Consider the following 22,776-nt stretch of genomic DNA (forward strand, 5'->3'; position numbering starts at 1 on the left):
CGTTCACGCTCGTTGTCGCCAGGGCGAATGAAATGCTGCCGGCAATGTCAGCAGAAGAATCAGCACGCCCAGCCAGAGGTAGCCAGGGAGCATGAGCGCCGCGACACCGAAGAGCGCGAGTACCAATTGCGGGAAAGCAATGATCCAGTCTCGCAGGGCGACACTGCGGCCCATTTGGGTGACAATCCCGGCAAACACCAGCAACGCAGCGGCCAGCAGCCAGTGATAGTAGTTGGCAGGTTGTTCGCTCGGTGCCGGCAGCGAGACCGTCCAAGTGGGCATGTCGCCAGCCTGAGTATGTCGTAGCTCGAACAGCGGGCGAGATACAACTGCCTCATGCACGGACGTGATCGGCACTAAATCGACGCTCGTCTTGGCGTCGATCGTCGCCACGTCTTCGAGCGGCAGCGTAAGGAGATCGGCCATCTCGTTTTCGAGTGCCTGCAACCGCGCGGAAACGACGGGAGCAAGTGGCGAGGACGGTGGTCGTTTCCGAATCGCCTGCAACTCACGATCCCAGTGTTGTCGCCACAATCGAAGCCACGTATCGACCGACTCCGCGAGATGCCCCGAAGGGCTGTCGGTGGCCCCGCGGGCCACTTTCGCCAGCGCTTCGAGCGACGCGAGCGGATCGTTATCGTCGAGCGGCTTCCCCTGAAACAGCGCGGCGGGCGAGACCAGCAAGGCTGGTCCGGTGATCTGCCAACGCGTCCGTTCGACCGGTGCAGTTGCTACCTGAGGCGCTGCAAACTGCCATTTGCCGGCCGCTTCATCCTGCACGGGCAAGCGCCCCCGATAAATCACTTGGACCCACTGGGGCCAACTATCGGAATGGAGTTCAACCGTCGCGGCACCACCAATGCCCGGTTCGCGGTGCAATTGGCCGGGGATATTATTTACCACCACCGCCACCAACTCGTGCGCTTCTGGCGGTTGAATGAGCAATCGCTTGGCACCGCCGGGAACGATGGTTAATTCCGAGCGACCGACGACGCGGCGGTCATTCTGCCAGGCAACCTGATGGTCGGCGAGAATCACGCGGGGCTGTTCGCGCTTGGTTCGTTCGGGACGGGCCGAGGCGCGATAACGATCGATAATCGCTTCGTAATTCAAGTTTGTTTGGGCCTGCTCATTGGCGAAGTCGGCAGGCAACCCGGGACGGAGTTGCAGTCCCGCGGTTTGCCATTGCAATTTCGAATCGCTGGCTTGCTGTGGCAACGACACCCAGCGCTGGAGCTCATGGGTGCCAACCAGATCGACGGCGGGTAAGCGAATCAATTCCTGTTCGGTTTCGAGGGGCGCGGTCAAGCGCAGGTGGAGCTTGTCTTTCACGGGAGTCTGCAACTGCACGCGCAGCAGATTGCGCGATTGCCCCGGTAGCAGTTCCAAGTGCCAACGCCCGGCTGGTTCCATTTCCAAGAGACCGGTCCAATCGCGCGGCACCGAGAACTGCAATTCGTCGAAGTTGCTCCCAGGCGCACTCAAATTGGCAATGACCTCCACTTGCCAGCCATCCGCAACCGGGAGCAAGCGAGTGAGCAACTCGCCCGCGGAGCCAGGAAGGGAAGCGCCGAGCGTAACGGCAATCTGCGATGGGATGGTTCCCGGTCGCGTGCTATTCCATTCCAGTTCGGCTATCAACCGATCGCCGCTATTAGCGTCATCGTCTTCAGCCTCTTTCGGATCGACAGTTACTGGTCGTTGCTTCCAGCCACTCAGCTTGCCGAGTTTGGCGTCAGCTCCCGCGCGACGGCGAATCTGGCACTCATATTGTTGCACGTCTACATCCGTCACTTGCAGCACAGGCAAGTTCGCGGTCTTTCCGGCAATGTGAGGCCGATCGGCAAGTACTTCGACTTGCCAAGGCTCGGCGCGCACTTCATCAAGTAGCAGCGTAAGCAAGCCATCGGCATGTCGGAACCAGCGCGAGGCAACACTGACATCTCCTTGAGTCACGACGACGCGGCGGACGGTTAGTTGCGGCATCAAGACAAAGCGCAATTGATTCAAGCTGGCCGAGGCAGTTTGCCCCTGTAGTCGATAACGAACGCTGGTCTGGTCTGGAGTCAGCGACCATTCGATTTGTTGAATCGCTTGCAGACGATTTTGCACTGGCGAAACAGCCAGCGCCGGACGTGGTGACTCCGGTGTGCTCCGATAGGCTTGCACGGGGCTTAACGATTGATCTCCCCATTGCTGCAGGAACTCCGCGGCAGGAATCGAGCCGGTCTTACCATTCCACTGCAACCCCGGAGCTGTCCAGGCAGCTTGCCAGTCGCGCGTGACACGATCGGCAGCGGCTTCAATTCGCGGCGGAATGAGATTTCCAATTCCGGTCGAACCGACGAGCAAAAATGAAGCAGTTAAGGAAACGTCTGCCGTAGTCGCGCGGTCGAGGACGAAGTGATGCAGGTTCACTTCTCCTTCTTCGAGCCACTGTTTGACAATGTTCGAGCCGTTGCCAATCGGGAGCAAACGAAAACGAGGATCAGCGCGGATGACTACTTCGCGAAGCTTGCCGGTGAGAGGTCGGAACTGCCACTTCCCCTCGACGACCACTGAACTGGGGCGAAGTCGCCACAGTAAAAGTTGCTCGGCTTCGATGACCGGGGGAGGTTCGGTCTGCGACCGCGACCATTGCACGGTGAGTTGATCCGCGGCACCTAGTTCAACTTGCCAGGCCGCACCATCCGCGGGGTGTTCCCCGCCGCGCGCCGTGGGGATGCTCACTTTGTCAGTCGATGCCAGCAGAGGCACCACCACCCGACTACTTTGGACTGCGGGAATGCGAATGGACGCCCCGATCGTTCCATCTCTGGGCGGGACGAGTAGCGCGAGACCGACTTCAATCCGTTGACGCCCAGTTCTTTGTGAATCGAGCTCGATGAGCAAGGCGTCGCTGGCGGCTGACCAAGTGGCCGCGGCAGCCTCTCCATCCATGCGAACGCCTGGGTCGGTCAGTCTGACTTGTTCGCGACTGAAGGGAAGCTTAAAAGTACTTCCCGGGCGGAAGACTTCAATTTCGTAACGGGCCACAATTCCCTGAAACTCCGTCGTTAGATCGGCACCGCTCGTTTGCCAACGCAAATCGTACTGAGCACTGCGAATCAGCCAGTCGGGTTGCCCTGCTCCGGCTTGTGGACTCTGGCGAAACAAGGCCTCCCACAACGCGGGCGAAACATAGACATAGTCGCCGACGGGTTGCCGATCATCGTCGATCGGAATGACCACTCGCCACGGTCTCTCGGATTCGTCGGCCGCTTGAAGCGAGGGGAGCAAGTTCCAGGAAGTGCCCGCACCAATGATCGTGCCGAGAATGACGACTGAAAAGAGCAGCCGGGCGATTGGCTGCAGCAACTGGGTGCTGGTTGTGGCCGCGGCGGGAATGGTTTTGACTTTGAGCGTCGAGCGGAATAGTTGCAACGCGCAGCCCGTTAGCCAACCGGCCAGCGCGGCTTGGATAAAGACGGTCATTGGCGGCGAAACGAAGATCGCCAGCGCGAGCCAACCGATGGAGACGGCAATCAGTGTGAAGGCACTCCAATTGCGAAAGTACAAAACGGCAGCAGTTGAAGCGAGCGCGACAGCGAGCGCGAGCAAGCCGAACCAGGTGGGAGAGTAGACGTCGATTTGTACCTGACCGCTGCTGGGGAGGTCGCGCGAGATCGAAGCAACTCCGTCGCCGGGAAGCATGAGTGCAAGAAATGAAGAGCTGCGCGCTGTCGCCGTCTGGCCACTGCTGTTCACTTGAGTGCTGGGCCACAATTGCCAGTTGTTCGGCAGGTAGGCATGCCAGTAACTTTGCAGCACGGGCAAGCGAGTTTCTGGAATGGGCGCAGTCCAGCGCGAGCGGATCCAGGCCCGTTGTTCGAGCGGCGGCGAGGTGTATTCCAGACGGACCAACGGATTAGCGTTTGCGATGGGATTGCCGGGATTGCGCAGAGGAATCGATAGCCAACGGGGATCGCTGGTGCGAGAAAACGCCAGGACCTCTCGTCCATCGACCACTGCGCGAGCCAACCGGGCGTTCTCGGCCAGTCGCAATTCCAGTGTCTCGACATCACCACCAGCCACGACATAGTGCGCTTCGTGGCGTCCCGCGCCGGTCGGCGCAAACCAGCTTTCAATTTCACAGCGGCTGATCCAACCCGCCAAAGGTCGGAGCGTTTCGAGCAGCGGAATTAGCTTCAGCCGAGCATCCTGGCCGGCCTGATAGCGATAGCGGGCTCGAACCTGCGCGGCAGTTGGTGGAATCGGCAGCGGTCGTAAACGCTCAGCTTGCCAGGTCATTGGCGTATCGAGCAGGCCAATAAGTTCGACTTGCGCGGCATGCGACGTCGCTTCAGGTAGTTCAATCATCGGCGCGAAGGTCGGCGCGACGATCGCTTCATTCCACTGTGCATTCAAGGCAAACGAGACATCGCGTGCGCGCGGTAACTCAATCCGATACAGCGCAGGCCCCGGTTGATCGCTGGCCGTAACCATGGTTTCGACGCGTTCGGCAATGAGGGGACGAGGTTCACTGTCGAGTCGCCATTGCGGATCAACCGCCGGAGCAGGGCGAATTTGCACGAGCAAGTTCGAGACTGCTGAGGATTCGGGTTCACAACGAATCGACAGGCGATAGTCGACATGCCCGGGGGATAAGTAAGTCTGTAAGGTGGACTCACCAGCGTAGCGAGGCGAGCCAGGTGCGAGTAAGAATCGCGGCTGTCGGGCGGCATCGGTCAGGCGCACCAACCAGCTACCAATCGTTGAATCGACAAGTGCCCGCGCTCTTGGTGGTAACACCGAAGGAGACAAAAATTCGAGACCATCGGCACTGAGCAAGCGAGGTTCAAAGCTGGCGTCGGCTAGTTGCAGCGTCACATACCGCTGTTGAGTGGCGGCAGTGAGGAAACGAACAGGCTGTAGAATGTCGTCGTTCCAGGCTTCAGCGCCAGGGCCACGCACATGCCGCAAGCGCGCCTGAATGCGCAGCGGACGTCCCGTTCGCAAAGGCTGACGGAGTTGCAGCAGAATACTTTGGAAATTGTTGCGAGGCTTCACCGTGCGGTCTTCGAGCAAGTCGGCGGGAACGGTTTCCAGCGAATCGATGACCCACGAGCGTGGCACTTCGCATTCAATCGTGAAATGGCTACCACTGGTAACCGTTAGCTCTGCAGCAAACTGTGCCACGAGTTGCTTCGGCTCGACTTGCAACGTGAGCATGCTCAAGCAATCGAGCGGTTGCGAGGAAATTGCCGGCTGAACTTCGATGGATGCGCTGTTTCGTTCGAGTTGAAACTGCAATAGGTCGGTGCCTTGATTGTCGCTGGCGAGCGTCGTCGCTGTTAAGCGACTTCCCGGTCCGGCGATGGCGTCGAGTTGCAGCCAGCGAGGCGCGGCGACATTCGCTCGCCCTTCTTGCCAGATGGCGTTCTCGACGGTGACGCGGGGAAGTGCCCATTTCTGCGGCAGCGGAGTCCAATCGGCAACTGCGGTCAATTGAATCAAGCGGCTATTTCCGGTCAGAGGTTCCGGAAGTTGAATAACGGCGACCGGTTCATCCGAAGAGGATTTTTCAGTGGTCCAAGCGAGTGTTTGCTCGCCCCAACGAATGGCCGTCCAATTCAGACGGGGATCGTGCCGCACGCGAATCTGCCGGAGCGGAGCGCGATCGATATCGAGTTCGAGTGACAAATCCAGGTCCATCTGCCCCGGCGTGAAGACATAGCTGCTGGTTTCGCGCACGAGCGCCAGCGGTTGAAGCTGTTCCTCGCGCTTACGCGGCTCGACGAGCAATTCGACACGGCGCCCACTGGCGACTTCGACTTCCCACAGCGATTCGGGCAGTGCGTCGCTCGGCTTGCTGCCGTTCTCCGGCGGGACGGCGCCCCGTTCGCGGATCATTGATGTTTCGCTGGTGAGAAGTGAGTTAGCAGGCAGGCGCAGCTCCAAACGCTGGCGCGCTGCTGCGGGGAGATCGAACTCAAAACGGACTCGGCCGCGCTCGTCTTTGCGACCTCGCAAGGACCATGGGAACAGCAGCTTGCCCGAGCGCGACACGGCGACCAGCAGTTGCTGTTTATCGCTAACGCCCCACGTCGCCGATTCACCCACTCCCTGCCCGTCGCCCACTTTCCAGGTCGGTGTGCCGAGCGGAAGAGAACAAGGGGCAAGTGGAAGCCAGTGAAGCGTGCTGACAGCCTCGACAGATGTCTGTAGCTCTACGTTGAGTTCTGAAGTGCCGGCAATCATCTGGTCGCCGCGAATTGTGGCACGGTACGTAGCGTCAGAAATCGTAACGCTCGGCGGCATTTCTGCTGGCAATTCGGCAGGAACGGGCTTTAGCGTCGCGGTGCGTCGTTCGAACTCGTCGCGCTTCATGGGAGTGAGCCCGCGAATTTCGTCCGCCATTTCATCGGCAGGAACATAAATCCTACGCAGCGGCTGTGCGACAACCGGCGCTACGTTCGCAGGGACAGTCGGCAACTGAGCGGACAGTGTTTGTGCAGCTGCCGCCGCCAGGGCAATCGAGGATAACACCAAAAGCGCGAACCCTGGCACGCGAGCGGAGGTCACAGTTCCACCTCGTGAGTTGCCGGCGGCAACACTGGGGCAGCTGCCGTAGTGGCAGGCGGACCAGCTGAACGACTTCCTGTGGAGCGGGGACTGGAGAGATTCGACAACGAGCGCGGCAGTGGCTGAGGTGGTCGGGGAACCTGACCGGTCCAGAGCCAGCGAATAGCTGCCAGGATTGCGACAATTACCAGGCCAAGGGCGATGGCTTGGGCAACAAACAGCATGGTTTGCGGTGCGGCCACTCCCAATGCCAGTAGCAGCACCACCAGTACTAACAGTCCTGTAGAACTGCGCACCAGCGGTACATGAAGGAAAAGCAAACCGAGCGCCAGCCCCAGACCGGCAAGCCAGGCCGCCAGCGCGCGTTGGCCAATGGTCTGCAGTTGCAAAGTCGGCTCACTACCAACACTGGAGAAGAGGTAATTGTTGAGTGAAGAGGGCAAGGGCTCTTGGCGGCTGGCCCCGCACCAGTCTTCGAGCGATTGTTGATTGAAATTGGCCATCCGCGACCAGTAGTAGTTTTTCCAGCCCCATTTCATCTCTGGAGCGTAGTCGCGCGGCTCGAACAGCAAGTGCTCGTGCGACGGCAATACGACCTGCCATTGAATGCGCTGCGGAGAATTGGCTCCTTCCAGTTGTGGCGGTGTGAATTGATGATCGGCAATCCACCACCCGGCCCTGGTGCGCGGTAGGGAGTACCACAATTCGACCACATGCACTTGAGGAGTGGTCGCCGTACCCAGGTCGATATTCACCGTCCGTTCGCCCGCCGTTTGGGCCGGAATATGCTTGCCATCCACGATCAATTGAATGTTGCTGGCGGCAACGGCGACTGGCAAGCGGGCGACGATCGTCGGGGCCGCAGTCCGCAGTTGCAGCACGCAGCGCTCTTGCCGCTGCTGCGGCGAAAGCCATGTTTGCACCCACATGCGGTCGATCACAAGACCGCTGATCTCGGGTGTTTGTTGCAGCGAAACATTCAGGCTGAGTGACGTGAGCAGTTTGTCGGACTTGCCTTCGAGCACGCCGCGCTGACTAGGCGCGAGAGATTCTTCGCTGCTGGCGCTTTCAGGAATCTTCAAATGAAGCTCTTCGGAATGCTCGATGCGAATGGTCTGTCCCAGCAAGCGATCGAAGTCGGTATCAGCGGGCACGACGAGCGGCACCTGCAAATGAGTGGCTGGGTTGGCCTTTAGCGCTGGCATTGGCAGTGAGTATCGCAACTGCAATTTGACCGCGCCCAGACGATCTTGCGTGTCGATAACTTCGAGCAGATTGCGACCGTCATCATTAGGCGCGGGGCGGTGTTCGAGCAGTTGCTCATTCAGCGATACCTGGAACCCTTTGAGCTCGCTCAAGTCTGAGGGCAAGGCGAGAAGGTATGATCGCTTCGACTCATAGGCAATTTGATAGTCGAGTTGCTGCTGAACTTCGATGGTGCTGCGACGCAATCGGAGCAAGGTTTCGGCCTTAACGCTGACGTGGCGCGAACGAACTCGACGAGCAGCCACAAAAGCAATCGCTTCGCTCGAACCCAGGTCGCGATACAGCAGTGGCGGCTGCTGACGAGTATTGGGTAGCGCAGTTCCGAGTGTGGCGTCGGCGACGAGTCCCTTCAGTTCGGTGGCGGTAGGAACGAGTTCCACATTGTCGGCCGGTTGAACCACAATGCTGGCCGGGGCTGCGACATCGACTTGTGGTCGCGGCAGAGAAAATCGCACTGTATCAGCTTCAGATGCCAGCGGTTGATGGGCTTCGATGCGATATGTCAATTCGCCCTTCGCGGCATCCAATTGGGCCAGAGGTAGCGTGAGCATCGGCACCTCCTCCGCGGGTGGGAGTGGCTGCTCGGCGGCATTTTCACCCACGATGCGATCGACGCGCCAACCAGCGAGATCGAGATTGGTCGACGTTGCCTTGGGGCCACGAATGCGGAAACGAAAGGTCGCTTCCAGTCGCAAGAGCGAGGCATCGGCATAGACCTGGTACTGCGGCTCGACCGCGATCCGAGTCGGCCGAGGCGAAACCGACAACTTCAAATCGAGAGGCTGCTTGAAATACCCAAAGCGAGCAACCGGCCGGCCATTCGCCACCGGCGCATCGAGCAATTCTAAGCGTTGCGTTGAAGCTTCGTCGGACCAGCCCAGGTTCCAATCTCCTTCGACCAGGAAATCAATGTTTCCCCGTTGCCGCTGGGCACCGATCACGTCGAACCTGGCTGGACGCAAGGCGGTATCCGTGGCATTGGCAGCCACTTCTTGCTCGGCAAGCAGGCGAATCTCGATGGGGCCCGTCGTCGGTCGATCGAAGCGGACATCGACCAGGCGACCTGCGTTGTTCTTATTTACATCGGTCGATTCTGCGATCGTCGCGGTGTAACCAGTTGCAGGAACGGGCACGAGTTGCATGCCGGGGGGCAAACGCACGGCAACGGTCTCCATTGGTTTGCCAAGCGTGCGAAGCTTTAATCGTGCTTCGGAACTGATGCGGCTACGACTTTCGACCCGGACGATAATTTCGCCGACGGCTTCGAGTGTTGGCTTGGCTTCGGGCGAAGGCGCCCTACCAGCTTGCCAAAAGAGATGTAAGTCGCCAGTGGGACCAACAACTTGGATTTCGCTTTGGCCGGCGGCGAGTGACCTGGTCGTGAGAATTCCTTCAGAGCCGTTGCGGAGCGAGGCATTGGCTTGAGTGAGCGGAACCTGCAAACGCACCGCCGATTCGGTGGCACGGGGCAAGTTCAACTGCAGCCGCCGCTCGAGCCCGATGGTTCCCACTGGCATTGCTAGTTTCAATTGAATTTGATGAGCCTTGCCTTCACCCTTGAGCCAGAGAAGATAACCTTCGCCATCGCCGGCAACACTCAGCAGAAAATCGCCGGGACCATTGTGCTTAGCCGGTTCGAGCAGAGCGCCGCCACCAAACCGCAGTGGAATACGGACCCAGCCCGGCTGCTTCACACGCACGCTGGCCGTGGCTTGGAACTCAGCAGTTGCCCCGTCGGCCTTGCCGGTGAGCGTGAGGGAGTCGAAGGCATAAGCGGGTGGTGGCGGTGGCAGCAGACCTTTTTGAATCTGCACCAGCTTCTCGAAGTCTTCGAACGACAGCCCGATGACGGGGACGAGATTCCCCTTTTTGTCGCGGAGCATGTAAGTGTCTAGTTCGCTCGGCGGCGGTGCGGCAGGTCCAGTGGATGGCTTGACCCGCGGGGCACGTTCAGGAGTGGTTTCGGCCGGTGATTCAACTTTGGGCGGTTGCCTGGCTTCGTCCTTGGGTTTCTCATTTTGCGCCCAGGCCGACGCTAAATTAGGCGCGCAAAGGTAGGCAGCAAACCAAACCCAAACCAGCAAACTGCGATGCAGCATGCGGGTGGTCGAGATCGAAGGGAATGCGAATCGCACCAGGGGCGTATCCCGTTACTAGAATCGACAAGCGTCAGAAGCGCGGGCAGAGAAGAGCTTGGACACCCTTCCTAGTTTAACTGGCAGGCTCAATCGGACCAACTAATTCTGCGAATGACAACCGTGACACCTGCTACTCACTTTGCTGCGGTTTCAATTCACTAAACGTTCGCACTCGGCCCTGGCGGCTGACCGCTAACTTCGTCTCTCTGAGTACATTCACTACAGCTGTGCAATCCTATTCATAGATTGCCGAGTTTGTCCCGTTCGTTACCATTCGCCACTTGTGGGGTTTAAGCACGGGGATGAATGGCGTATTCGCTAGAACGCGGGGGATTCCTCCCGCTGCTGGCAGTTGCCACCTTTCGTATGGGGCTGCGTGCCCAGGAAAATCCCTAAAAACCGCTGAGTCGGGGAACGAAATCAGAACTTTGGACGTCGGAAGATTGTTTTGTGTGGATTGCCTGCTTACGATAGACCCTTAGTCGATGGGTGCTTAGTCGAAGGAACGCGATAGCACCCGCCAGCGGGTAATGTTGATTCAATTCTTCCTTGGGGCGTGCCGGAACGCGTCACAGGGCTGAGTCGCCGCTTGGTTGGACAAATCTCTCCATGCAATTGCCCTGGAATCGTCGGCCTTATCAGGCCCCCGCGTCGAAATCACGCCTGCTGGCGTGTAGTCGCGGTCGCTCGCGCCGACGAGCCTTCTTCGAAACGCTCGAAGCCCGCACGGTGATGGCTCCCTTGGGCGCGTTTCCAGACGATACCGGCGAATACATGCTGGGCGATATTCTGGTCACCGTCGTCTTGATGGAGTCTGACCCCACCCTGCCTGGTGCCGATCCCAGCACCGAGAACTGGACCGCTGCCACGATCAACGCCGTGCAACAGAAGGTTCAGCAAGGGATGGACTGGTGGAAGCAGACTTTCGCCAGCATCGACGAGTTCTACTACAACCCGGCTCTGCCGCTGGTGAACTTCAAATACGACTGGACCTGGGCGCTCGATCCGGTCGAGACGATGTACGAACCGATCAATCGGTACTCGTCGGTTCACGAATTGTGGGTCAACGATTTTCTCGATCGGCCCGATGTCGATTTTGCCAAGACGCTCGATATCTACAAAGACATTAAGGCGTTCAACAACTTCCAGCGCGAGCGACATAACACTGATTGGGCTTTCACCATCTTTGTGGCGAACAGCACGAATGACACCGATGAGTATTTTCCGGTCAATCCAAGTCCTGCTCCCGACGAAGTGAACTATCGCGGTGCCTTCGCCTTCTTGGGTGGCCAGTTCATCGTGATCCCCTCCGATCGTCCAGCAATCACTTTTGCCCACGAGGCGGGGCACATTTTCTACGCTCTCGACGAATACTCGACTGGGCACAACTATGCGACCAAGTCTGGTTACTACAACACGCAAAACACCAACGGCGCTGCCGGCAATCCCGACCCCGATTTTCTAAGCGCCCAACTTCCCAGCATCATGGCCACCGGAACTGCCCAAGCGGCAGCTTGGGCCGACCACATCTCGTCGACTTCGTCCAAAGAAGCGATTGGATGGAAAGACTCGGATGGCGATGGCGTACTCGATGTGAACGATGTGCCGTTCACGCTCACCGGCAAGGGTTCCTACAATCCCACGACCAGCACTTATCGGTTCAAGGGAACTAGCAGCGTGCGCACGCTGCCAAATCGCAACACATTCGGCGGCCTCAATGCGAATGTCGTTTACAACGACATTTCCATCAATAAAGTGCGCCGCGTCGAGTATTCGCTCGATGGGGGCAACAGTTGGACGACGATCACCGACTTTGCCAATACGCCGACAACCGCCAACTTCGACCTGACGATTCCCCTTAGCGCCGGCCCCCACAATCTGAAGATTCGCACGTTCGATCAACGCACGGGCGCTTCGTCCGAGATCTTCGAAACGGATATTAACGACCCTGGCACCGGCACCTCAACTCCGCCTGAATCAACGACCAGTCCAGGCACTGTAACCGGCTTCGCCTATCGCGATGACAATGGCAACGGCCAGTGGGATTTCGGCGAAGTTCCCCTCATCGACTGGGGCGTCGAGGTTCGCGATATCGACGACAATCTGCTCACGCTGAAGCACTCCCTGCGTCCCAGCGAGTATGCCGAAAACAGCGTTCTGAATACAGCGGTGCCGGGCGTCACGATTAGTGTGATTGGCCAAACCTCCGGCGGCAACCTGGTCATGTCGCGGTACAGTTCCAAAGTAAATGGCTACGTCTTCTTCGCCGGAAGTAGCGGGCGCGATACGTTCTCGACCATTCGCAATCCGTTCAATCTCAATACTCTGCAGTCGGACCGGCGCTTGAAGGTTGAGTTTGCTTCTCCAGTGACTTCCGTCAGTTTGCGTGCCTTGAGTGCCGCGGTTAGCGCCAGCACCGGAAGCGTCGCGCAATTAGAAGCTTACGATGCCGGTCATAACCTGATCGGTCGCTATACCACTTCTGCGCTTGGTATCGGGCAAAGTGAAGTGATGACCATCACGCACGGCGTTGCCGACATTAAATACGTCATCGCGCGCGGCCACCTCGAAACCGAAGTGCTGTTCGATAACCTCACATGGGGCCCCTCCACTTCGACCACCACGAATTTCGACGGCAGCTTTACGTTAGCCGCGCTACCTGCGGGCACCTATAACCTGAAGGTCATTCCGGCCCCCAACTACAACGCGGTTACTCCCCTGGATGGCCGCACGACAGTTACCGTTCCGCCGGGCGGTGGAGCCCCCGCCAACCTGTACTTTGCGTATCAATTCGGCGGTAATCCTTGGCACAACCTGCTCGATCCGCTGAATGTGGATGGCATGGGCAAGATCACCGCCTTCGACGCGCTGATCATCATCAACCATCTCAATCGCAATCCCGGCAGCACTGCCTTAGTGGCCAGCGAAGCAACTCCCGGAAATTACCTCGACGTCGATAACAACAACCTTTGCACCGCATTCGACGCCTTAAAAATCATCAATTGGCTGAACAAAAATCCTCCCGGAACTCCCTGGTCGCCTGGTGGCGGTGAGTCAACTCCAAGCATTGTCGAAACCGTCGGCACGTCCGACCTGGTTGCCGGCAGCAATGGCGCTGGAGGAGGCGGCGGTGGTGAAGCCCTGGCTCCGGCCCAAACAGCCGACGAATACTTCGCCCGCTTCCCGTTACACGGCCAACCGAATCGTGAAGACCATCACGATCACATCCATCCCGAAGATCTGGTGGACGGGCCATTTGTCGATCAGCACTTCGCAGACGAGCACGACCACGATCACGACGATCACCTAAACCACGATGAGCTTCCCTTCGGTTCCATCAACACGAACGGAATCAGCGAATTCAACCTCTTCAGCAATGAGAACTCACTCACCAGTGATTCGTCTGAAAGCGAAGACGATGGCTTGGTGAATCTCGCTTTGACTTCGACCACGTCTGGCGTTTCGTCCCTTCTCGAACGCTTGCGAACCTTGCGACTGAGTCGCGACGACGACGATGCCACCCCGATCGCACGCAAGATTCAATCCTGGCGTACTCGCTTTGAACAATTGCTCGAAGCAATCTCGGGCGACCAGGACCAACTCGCCAATCTTCCCGGCGAGCCGTCCACTCAAAACCAATCCGCAAGTTAATCGCGCTGTAAGTTGCGGCAATCGACGGCAAGCAACATACGCCAGAAAATGCCGACAAGCAGCGAGCTTTGCTGAAATTTGCGGCAAAAAAGTGGCTTTCTTCCGGATACTTCTCCAATAACCACCTGCCATTAGTAAAACGTTAACTTGATCCGGCAATGATTTCTGTGTGGTAGGATTGAATCCCTGGAGAACCCTGGGAATTGACTCAGCGGACGGCTGGAGTCATCACACTTCAGCGCACGGCGGCGCGACCTTATTTCTTCTCGGGAGCGCACCGTGAGACCAGCAGTTACCCTGCCAGTGATTGCCGTATTGATTTGGACATTCTTGAGCACCTTATCGAGTGCTCAAAAGCCTACAGTGGCGACCGACCAAAAACCAACTGTGGACGCTGCTGCTGAGTTGGCCGCCATTCGCGCCGAATCAAGCACCTTCGTCACCGCGTTCAACAAGCGGGATGCCAAGGCCGTCGCGGCCCTCTTTACTGAAGATGGTCAGTATATCGACGACGCTGGCCGCAAATTCAGTGGCCGAGCCGCCATCGAAAAAGAGTATGCCGAGCATTTCGCCCAGAATCCAACTGCCAAAATTACGATCCTGATCGACTCGCTGCGACTGCTGAGTGACGGCGCAGCAATGGAAGAAGGTCGCGCGACGGTTGATCCCGCACCAGAAGGTGCACCAGGGGTGAGCAAGTACTCTGCCGTACACGTCAAGGTTGGTGGCAAGTGGCAGATGGCGACCGTGCGCGATACCTGGGAAGCATCTCCCTCGACTCACGATAAAGTTGCTGACTTGAACTGGTTGATCGGCAATTGGTCGGCGGAAGAACATGGTGGCAAGATGGAATCGACCTGCCGCTGGATTGCCAATAAGAGTTTTGTCGAACGGCGCTATACCACCACACACGCTGACGGCACGATGACCTCGGGCCTGCAGATTATTGGTTGGAATCCCGCGGAGCGATCCGTGCAATCGTGGAACTTCAGCAACGACGGCGGACATGCCATCGGCTTCTGGTCTCCCGTTGAAAATGGTTGGTCTGCTGAGGTTCGCGGAGTCACGGGAACCGGCGCACCGACGACAGCCGTGAATCATCTCAAGCGTTTGGATGAAAATGCTTATGTCTGGCAATCCACCAACCGGACTGTCGCTGGACAGAGCGTAGCCGACACTGACGAAGTCGTGCTTAAACGACAGGCCGCTAAAAAATAGGAGTTGCCCCGCGTCCCGTCTGACTCATCGCAAATCTGAAGTTCAGGAACTGCACTCATGAAACGACAATTTCTCTTCCCGTTGGCCTTTGTTTGCCTGATCCTCGCTCCCGTGGCCGTTACCTTCGGCCGCGGCTTTGGCGGAGGTGGTGGTGGGGGTGGATTTCACGGCGGCGGAGGTGGGTTTGGCGGAGGTGGTGGCGGCTTCGGTGGAGGAAGTTTTCATGGCGGCGGTGGAGGTGGCTTTGGTGGTGGCGGCTTGGGCGGAGCCGGTGGATTTGATCGTGGCGGCGGGAACTTCGGCGGTGGTGGGTTCAGTGGTGGCGGTTTAGGCGGCGGTGGCTTCGATCGTGGTGGCATGGGCAGTGGTGGATTTGGTGGACTGGGGGGCAGTGGTCTCGGAGGGGCCGGAGGTCTCGGCGGCTTTGACCGAGGTGGTGGACTCGGCGGTAGCGGCCTCGGTGGTGGTGGATTCAATTCAGGCGGCTTTAATCGTGGCGGTCTCGGCGGTGGTGGGTTCAGTGGTGGCGGCTTCGATCGTGGCGGGCTCAGCGGTGGTGGAATTAACTCAGGTGGTTTCGATCGTGGCGGCTTCGGCGGCAATGGATTTGGCAGCGGAGGCTTCGGTGGAGCCGGTGGTCTTTCGCGCGACAGCTTCGGAGACCGCTTTAGCGGCGGAGCACCCAGTCGCAGTTCGCTCAACAACTTTCTTGGGCTTCCTTCGGATGAAGGAATGCACAATCTGAGTGGTAGTCGTCAATTCAGTGGCGATAACGTCGATGTGAATCACGGTTCCGTGGAAGGCCCGCGTGGTGGCTTCGCCACGGGGACAACAGTCACTGGTCCACGCGGCAATACAGTGGGCCGCGGGGCTGCGGTCGGTCCGAATGGCGGTGCCGTCGCCGGACGTGGCGTCGAGGGGGCAGGTGGCGCGGCTGCTGGCCAGGCGATTGGCGTCGGTCCTGGTGGTCGAGTTGCTGGTGGCGGAGCAGTCCGTGGTCCCAACGGCGGAGCTGCCGCACGCGGCTTTGTCGCTGGCCCCAATGGTGTAGCAGCCGGTTTTGCTCACGTTACTCCTTCTGGTCGCTATACCTGTGCAGCGGCTGTGCGCACCAACTACAACCACTGGGGTTACTACGACCGCGGCTGGTATACCAACCATCCTGGTGCCTGGTTCGCCGCGGGTTGGGCTGCTGGAGCAGCATGGAATCCCTGCACCTGGTACGACGCGTCCGCCTACTGCGGCTACGCGGATACCCAGCCCGTCTATTACGACTACGGCAACAACGTTACCTATCAAGACAACAGCGTGTTTGTGAATGGGCAAGATGTCGGCACCTCGGAGCAGTACTACGACCAGGCAACTCAGCTCGCAACTGCAGGTTCCGCGGCGGATGCTCCGGCCGATGGAGACTGGCTGCCGCTTGGTGTCTTCGCACTGACCAAAACCGACGAAACAAAGTCGGATGTCACGATTCAGCTGGCAGTGAACAAGCAGGGCATTCTGCGCGGCAACTACACGGATACCGTGAGCAACCAAACTCAAGTGGTGCAAGGTTCGGTCGACAAAAGCACGCAACGAGTTGCCTTCACCGTGGGCACCGACAAGACCAACATCGTCGAAACTGGGCTATATAACCTGACAAAGGACGAAGCCCCCGCACTCATCCACTTCGGCAAAGATCGCACGGAGCAATGGCTTCTGGTGCGATTGAAAAAGCCGGATGCAACCAGCAACCAGTAGTCTCCTCTGCTGTTGAATCGCGATCGCACCAAGTCGCCTTCCTCTCGCGACGCCCTGCTCGAAGAGTCATTGAACCTTTAACTCGGAAGTGTCGCTATGAAGTTTCGTCCTTGTCTGCCGGTCATATTCTCGCTGCTGATGCTTGTCCCCATTGGTCAACTCTTGGCACGTGGCCCTGGCGGCGGTGGCGGAGGACCGGGTGGCGGTTGGCGTCCCGGCGGCGGAGGCGGCGGCTTTGGAGGCGGAGCAGGTGGAGGCGGCTTTGGAGGTAGCCAAAACCGCGGTGGTGGTGGTTTTGGCGGAGGTGGCCAAAGCAGTGGCTTCGATCGTGGGAGTCAAGGCGCTGGTGGATTCGGTGGAGGAGGCCAAGGCGGTGGTTTTGATCGTGGCGGTCAAGGCGCTGGTGGTTTTGGCGGTGGCAACTTCGACCGTGGCGGTCAAGGCGCTGGTGGTTTTGGCGGTGGCAACTTCGACCGTGGTGGACAAGGCGCTGGCGGGTTCGGAGGCGGTAGCATCGACCGTGGCGGACAAGGCGCTGGTGGTTTCGGTGGTGGCAACTTCGACCGTGGCGGACAAGGCGCTGGCGGTTTTGGTGGTGGCAACTTCGACCGTGGCGGACAAGGTGATGGTGGCGCATTCGGGCGAGGAGCATCGAGTACGCCTGACCGTAGTCAACTCAATAGCTTCTTAGGTCTTCCTTCGGACGAAGGTTTGCAACATCGAAACTCGCAAGGCGCTGGCAATGCTTCCGGTGCTCAGGGGGCTGCCGCCGGAGCTGCTTATTCCAATCGCAATGCATCGCAGTATTCCGGCGCCCAAGGTGCAGCCGCGGGTGCTGCGGCTTCGAATCGAAATCAGCCGCAGTATTCAGGCGCTCAAGGTGCCGCGGCCGGTGCTGCTGCAGCCAATCGCAATCAGCCACAGTACTCCGGTGCTCAAGGTGCAGCCGCTGGTGCGGCAGTTGCCAATCGCAATCAGCCCCAATACTCCGGCGCTCAAGGTGCGGCTGTCGGCTATGCAGCAGGAGCCAATAATTCACCCTCGGCCCGCTATGGCGCGGCCACTGCAGTTCGTGGCAATTACAACAACTGGGGCCTCTATGGCAACGACTGGTATCGCCGCTATCCAGGTGCCTGGACCTCGGCCGGTTGGGCCGCGGGTGCGGCGTGGACTGCCGCCAGTTGGAACTCGGCTGCCGACTATTGCGGCTGTGCGACCACTCAGCCCGTCTATTACGACTACGGCAACAACGTCACCTATCAAGACAACAACGTCTACGTCAACGGCCAGTCTGCCGGTTCGACCGCCGACTACTACAACCAGGCTGCTGCCTTAGCGACGACTGGTGCCGAAGCGGCCAGTTCTCCCGATGCCGATTGGTTGCCACTCGGTGTATTCGCGCTAACCAAGTCGGGCCAAACGAAATCAGACGTCTCGATTCAACTGGCCGTGAACAAGGCGGGCGTGATTCGCGGCAACTATACCGATACCGTCACCAACAAATCTCAGCAGGTGCAAGGTTCAGTCGACAAGGAATCCCAGCGGGTGGCCTTTACCGTGGGGGACAACACCACGAATGTGATTGAAACCGGAATCTACAACCTCACCAAGGATGAAGCGCCGGTCCTGATCCACTTTGGCCAAGACCGCACCGAGCAGTGGCTGCTGGTTCGCCTGCAAAAGCCCGACAACGCCGCAAACTAACGATTTCACTTTCGAACTGGCACCTTGGTGCCAGCCCATGAAAGCAAAGTCCACCGGGCGGCCAAACAGGCCGCCCGCTCTGCTTTTCGCCTGCCATAACTGCCGCTCCAGCAGTTGCTTTCAAAAAATCCGGCAGATTCTTCGGCAGAATTACCAGCGGTCGGGAGTGTAGTGTTAGTCTAAGCTGCACCCCGCTGTTTTCTGGCGTCAAACCTCCCTGCCATGACTCCTGCCGACGATCCTAACGAAGACTTCCTTCGGCTGTTCATGCGGCACGAGTCGCAGATTCGGGCCTACGTGCGGGCTTGCCTGCCACGTGCGGCCGAAGTCGACGAGGTGATGCAAGAGGTCGGGCTTGTCGCCTGGCGAAAGTTCGCCTCGCTGGCCGATGCCTCGCAGTTTCCTCGCTGGGTTTGCTTGATTGCCCGGTTCGAGATTCTGAAGTTCCGACGGAAGTACGCCCGGGACCGACTCGTGCTCGACGATGCGACGATCGAGCTACTGGCGGAGGAAGGGGCTGAAGAAATGCCTCTCCGCGAATTGCAGCTCAAGGCCCTGGATGAGTGTGTAGCGAAGTTGCCGGCCGAGCGACGCCAGTTGGTTCTGAACGCCTATTCGCCCGATACGACCATCAAAGAATTGGCCGCCACCCTGGGGCGAACCGAGAACTCGCTCTATCAATTGCTGGCGAGAATTCGGCAAGAACTGTTGCGGTGCGTCGAACGAACGCTGGCAACTCAATCGTGAATTTGGACTGTGGAATGAACGCTGTTGAATTGAACCTGCTCGACCGTTACCTGCACGACAGCCTCGAACCGGCCGATTTCGAGCCGCTGCAGACTTTGCTGCGCGAGAGCGCGGAAGCGCGGCGCACTCTGCGCGGCCTGGCCACCGTCGATGCCAAGCTCGCCGAGATGGCGGCTATTGCACCTAACGATCTCCTTCAGCCCAACCTGCCAGCTGTGGTTCCTGCACCGGTTCGCCGCAGTGGTTTGATTGCCTGGCGTCCTCTCAGCGGACTCGCCTTGGGACTATTGATCGGCGTGGCGTTTTCTTCGGTCGCCTGGGCGTATGCTGTTCCCCGCTGGCTAGGCATTCATCAGGCAACGTTGCTTTTGGCAGAGAGTTTCGAAACTGGAAGTTCGCCGCAGGTTGCCGGTCTGCCAACCGGTCCCGAAGTGTGGAGTGGCGACTTCACGGCGGTCACCGGTGCGCGAGCGGGAATTCTCCCGGCGCATGGCAACAAGATGTTGCAGATGCTGCGGGCCGATTACCAAGGCAAAACCAATTCGGATCCAGGTTATTGCGGCGATCTGTTTCGCGTGGTTGACCTGCGCCCTTATCGCGAGCAACTGGCCAGCGGAACCGTGGTCGTCAGGTTGTCGGCTGCCTTTAACGCAGTTCCCTTTCCCGAGTCTGAGCAGTATCGCTGCTCGATTGGCATTCACGCCTTAACCGCCGACCTGACCGTAAGCCCCACTGCACTCGCAGGCGCGATGCAGGTCAATGGTGCGTTGGCCATGGCGCGGCAAAGTTGCCCGCGCTTGGATCGGGATCCGCGCACCTGGCAGCACGTCGAAGGCTCCTTGCAACTGCCGGCAGAAACCGAGTTTCTACTCATTCACCTAGGCGTTAACCACATTCCCAAATTCCAACGAAGCGTGGAGTTCGCGGGGCACTTTCTGGACGACGTGCAAATTACTCTCTCGCAGATTCAGTAGCAACTGGCGAAGATTGGGCCACGCCTGATCATTAAGTTATCTCTCACAAGACAAATACGATGACACGAAGCCTCGTCTTACTCTCCGGCGCGATCTCCCTGGCGCTCATTCACTCGCCAATTCTGGCTGCCGAGGCCAAGTCGCAGGCGAGTATGCCGGAGCGGCATCTGGCGATCCTTCGCACCAGTTGCCAGAAGTGCCACGGTGCCGAGAAGCAAGAAGGGAAGTTTCGCGTCGACGATCTGCCGCCTGTGATCACCAACGTTGAAGTAGCGGAGCGCTGGCAGAAGGTTCTCAATGCGCTGAACTCGGGCGAAATGCCCCCGGAGGATGAGCAACAACTCGACGGCAAAGCCAAGGCTGATCTGCTGGACGATTTAGCAAACGTCATGGTTTCGGCGAGGAAGAGCCTCAGCGATCAGCATGGCAAGATCACCATGCGCCGGTTAAATCGCCGCGAATATGCCAACACACTTCGCGCCCTGCTTGGTGCGGAGATCAGCGTGAGTGAACTTCCGGCCGACACGGGCGCGGGAAGTTTTGACACCGTGGGCTCCAACCTCTTCATGTCGGGCAATCAATTCGAGCAGTACCTGGCCCTGGGACGCGAGGCGCTCGACGAAGCTTTCGAACGCCAGGCTGCAGCCAGCGACTCGCGCAAGTTGCGCTATGAAGCCGAAACGACCACGCCTCTGTTGGCCAAGTTGCATAGCAACGACTTGGAGGCCAAGCGTCGCGGCGAGCTCTGGATCAAGGCCGTGGAAGAAGCCGCCGCCAAACCCGAGAACGTCGCGATCGCCGCCGAGTTGCGCAAAGCAGCTCCTTCCGAAGCCATCTTTCGCCGTTCGTGGGCGAAGATTCCCGGCGCGCCGTCGCCGGAATCGTTCGGGTTTAACACGGGCGAGAATAATGCCGACAAGGCCAACCGAGCCGCCGGGAATGTCTACATGCATCCCTACCGTGAGTACTATCTCAAGCAGCCCGCGCTAGATACCGGCGCCTATCTCACCATCAACAACGGCGACTTCAACTCGTGGCTGACCCTGCTGGTCCCCTTTAATTGGCCAGTGGGAGATTACCTCGTGCGCGTCCGGATGGCAGCCACCGAGCAAGCCGCGCCGGAACGACGCTATCTCGAGTTCGGCATTCATCCGCGACACGGGCAGGTGATGAGTACTCACCACGTCACGGGGACGATGGCTGAACCGCAGGTCATCGAAATACCCCTTACCCTGACTCGCAAACATCGAGAACGCGACAATCGCACGCTCTTCATTCGCGAGAAAGGAACCGCCGACCACATTGAACAATCGCGCCGCCGATTCAATGACGGGATGAAGCGTAACGGCGTCGGCCCAGAGGTCGCGATCTGGATCGACTGGATGGAAATCGAACGCGTGCCGACCGCAAATTCGCCGTTGTCGCCGGGCCTGGCGGCCCTCACGATTCCACTCGACGACAAGTCGAAGGCCCCGTCAAGAGAAGCACTGCGCTCGTCCCTTGAACAATTCTCTAGCGAAGCCTTCCGCGGCCGAACACCGCCGCCGAGCTATGTCGATCGCCTGCTGGCGCTCTACGATACTCGCCTGAAGGCTGGCGACAAACATTCTGCCGCTTTGAAGGAAACGCTCTCGGTGGTGTTGTCATCGCCGATGTTTCTCTATTTGGCCGAGCCCGGAGAAGATCAGGCGCGCCGGCCACTGAACGATCAGGAACTGGCCACGCGGTTGTCTTATTTTCTGTGGGGCTCGCCCCCCGATGCAACACTCCGAGATCTCGCCGAGCGCGGTGAGCTGACTCGGCCTAAGGTTCTCGCGCAACAGACCGCGCGCTTGCTGGACGATCCGCGGTCGCAAGGATTTCTTAGGCCGTTTGTCTATCAATGGCTGAACCTCGACCGGCTCGACTTCTTTGAGGTTAACCAGGCTCTTTTTCCCCGCTTCGATGACGCCACCAAGCTGGCCGCGCGAAACGAAGTCTATGAGACGTTCGAGTACCTGCACCGCGAGAACGCCAGCCTGCGCGACCTGCTGAAGGCCGACTATATCGTCATCGACAGCGTGCTGGCGAACTACTACGGCTTGGATGGTGTGACCGGAGATGCGTATCGCAAAGTGACTTTGCCTGCGGATTCGCCTCGTGGCGGATTACTCGGCATGGCAGCCGTCAACGTGATGGGCGGGAACGGCGAACGGACTAGTCCCGTCGAACGCGGAGCTTGGGTCCTGCGCAAGTTGCTAAACGATCCGCCACCTCCCGCGCCGGCCAACGTGCCGCAGATTGCGCGGCTCGCCGGCAAAGTGCTGACGACGCGCGAGCGCTTGCAGTTGCACCAGGAAGAAGCCCAGTGCGCGAGTTGCCACCGCAAGATCGATCCGATCGGTTTTGGTCTGGAGAACTTTGATGCAGTAGGCCAATGGCGCACTGAAGATTCGTATCAAGCAACCACCGCGGATGGAAAACCCGATCCCAAGCAAAAGAAGACGTGGAAGATCGATCCCGCTGCGGCATTTCACAACGGCCCTGAGTTCCGTAGCTATTTCGAAATGCGCGACGCGATCGCCGCCAAGTCGGACTCGTTCGCGCGAGGCTACAGCATGGCGCTGATCGAATACGCTTTGGGGCGCCCGTGCGGCTTCAGCGACGAGCCCCTGATCGAAGCCATGTGGCAGCGTGCCAGTGGCCAGGACCTGGCTGTGCGCGAGTTCATTCAGGCACTTGTGGCCAGCGACGCCTTTCACACCAAGTAAACTTCACCTAACGAATTACCT

Annotated in this window: 10 protein-coding genes; 8 read left to right on the forward strand and 2 right to left on the reverse strand. The window is 58.9% G+C overall.

Features of this window, described 5'->3' with window-relative positions; all coding sequences use genetic code 11:
- Positions 1-3: 3 nt before the first annotated feature.
- Both ETAA8_RS09385 and ETAA8_RS09390 read right to left on the reverse strand, forming a co-directional pair.
- Positions 4-6,564 (reverse strand): hypothetical protein, encoded by a 6,561-nt coding sequence (locus ETAA8_RS09385; protein ID WP_145087758.1) that lies wholly within the window; start codon positions 6,562-6,564, stop codon positions 4-6.
- Positions 6,561-9,965 carry a hypothetical protein gene (locus ETAA8_RS09390; RefSeq protein ID WP_145087760.1) on the reverse strand — a complete coding sequence of 1,135 codons (3,405 nt, stop codon included), beginning with the start codon at positions 9,963-9,965 and terminating at the stop codon, positions 6,561-6,563. Before ETAA8_RS09390 ends, ETAA8_RS09385 begins: the two co-directional genes overlap by 4 nt.
- A 612-nt stretch (positions 9,966-10,577) precedes the next feature.
- Between ETAA8_RS09390 and ETAA8_RS09395 the strand changes: the two genes are divergently transcribed.
- The 8 genes from ETAA8_RS09395 to ETAA8_RS09435 all read left to right on the forward strand — a co-directional run bounded on the left by ETAA8_RS09395 (position 10,578) and on the right by ETAA8_RS09435 (position 22,755).
- Positions 10,578-13,619: a dockerin type I domain-containing protein gene (locus ETAA8_RS09395; protein ID WP_145087762.1), complete on the forward strand. Its 3,042-nt coding sequence runs from the start codon at positions 10,578-10,580 to the stop codon at positions 13,617-13,619.
- A 279-nt stretch (positions 13,620-13,898) separates the two neighbouring features.
- Positions 13,899-14,837, forward strand: a complete 939-nt coding sequence (locus ETAA8_RS09400; RefSeq protein ID WP_238397721.1) for a YybH family protein — start codon at positions 13,899-13,901, stop codon at positions 14,835-14,837.
- Between the two features lie 57 nt (positions 14,838-14,894).
- Entirely contained in the window at positions 14,895-16,580 is a 1,686-nt protein-coding gene (locus ETAA8_RS35575) for a protocadherin (RefSeq protein WP_261343627.1), read from the forward strand.
- Positions 16,581-16,779: 199 nt separating this feature from the next.
- Positions 16,780-17,271 carry a hypothetical protein gene (locus tag ETAA8_RS34505; protein ID WP_202921705.1) on the forward strand — a complete coding sequence of 164 codons (492 nt, stop codon included), beginning with the start codon at positions 16,780-16,782 and terminating at the stop codon, positions 17,269-17,271.
- A 20-nt stretch (positions 17,272-17,291) separates the two neighbouring features.
- A complete protein-coding gene (locus tag ETAA8_RS09420) occupies positions 17,292-18,284 on the forward strand; it encodes a hypothetical protein (RefSeq protein ID WP_145087766.1) in 993 nt (330 codons plus the stop codon).
- A gap of 222 nt (positions 18,285-18,506) precedes the next feature.
- A complete protein-coding gene (locus tag ETAA8_RS09425; protein WP_145087768.1) occupies positions 18,507-19,031 on the forward strand; it encodes a sigma-70 family RNA polymerase sigma factor in 525 nt (174 codons plus the stop codon).
- A 14-nt stretch (positions 19,032-19,045) separates the two neighbouring features.
- Positions 19,046-20,005, forward strand: a complete 960-nt coding sequence (locus tag ETAA8_RS09430) for a hypothetical protein (RefSeq protein WP_145087770.1) — start codon at positions 19,046-19,048, stop codon at positions 20,003-20,005.
- Positions 20,006-20,064: 59 nt separating this feature from the next.
- Positions 20,065-22,755 carry a DUF1592 domain-containing protein gene (locus tag ETAA8_RS09435; protein ID WP_145087772.1) on the forward strand — a complete coding sequence of 897 codons (2,691 nt, stop codon included), beginning with the start codon at positions 20,065-20,067 and terminating at the stop codon, positions 22,753-22,755.
- The last annotated feature ends 21 nt before the right edge of the window (positions 22,756-22,776 follow it).

This window comes from Anatilimnocola aggregata (assembly GCF_007747655.1).
GTDB classification, from domain to species: domain Bacteria; phylum Planctomycetota; class Planctomycetia; order Pirellulales; family Pirellulaceae; genus Anatilimnocola; species Anatilimnocola aggregata.

Coding starts and splice junctions, on each gene's coding strand:
- ETAA8_RS09395 (WP_145087762.1), top strand. CDS start 10,578: ATGCAATTGCCCTGGAATCGTCGGCCTTATCAGGCCCCCGCGTCGAAA.
- ETAA8_RS35575 (WP_261343627.1), top strand. CDS start 14,895: ATGAAACGACAATTTCTCTTCCCGTTGGCCTTTGTTTGCCTGATCCTC.
- ETAA8_RS09425 (WP_145087768.1), top strand. CDS start 18,507: ATGACTCCTGCCGACGATCCTAACGAAGACTTCCTTCGGCTGTTCATG.
- ETAA8_RS09430 (WP_145087770.1), top strand. CDS start 19,046: ATGAACGCTGTTGAATTGAACCTGCTCGACCGTTACCTGCACGACAGC.
- ETAA8_RS09435 (WP_145087772.1), top strand. CDS start 20,065: ATGACACGAAGCCTCGTCTTACTCTCCGGCGCGATCTCCCTGGCGCTC.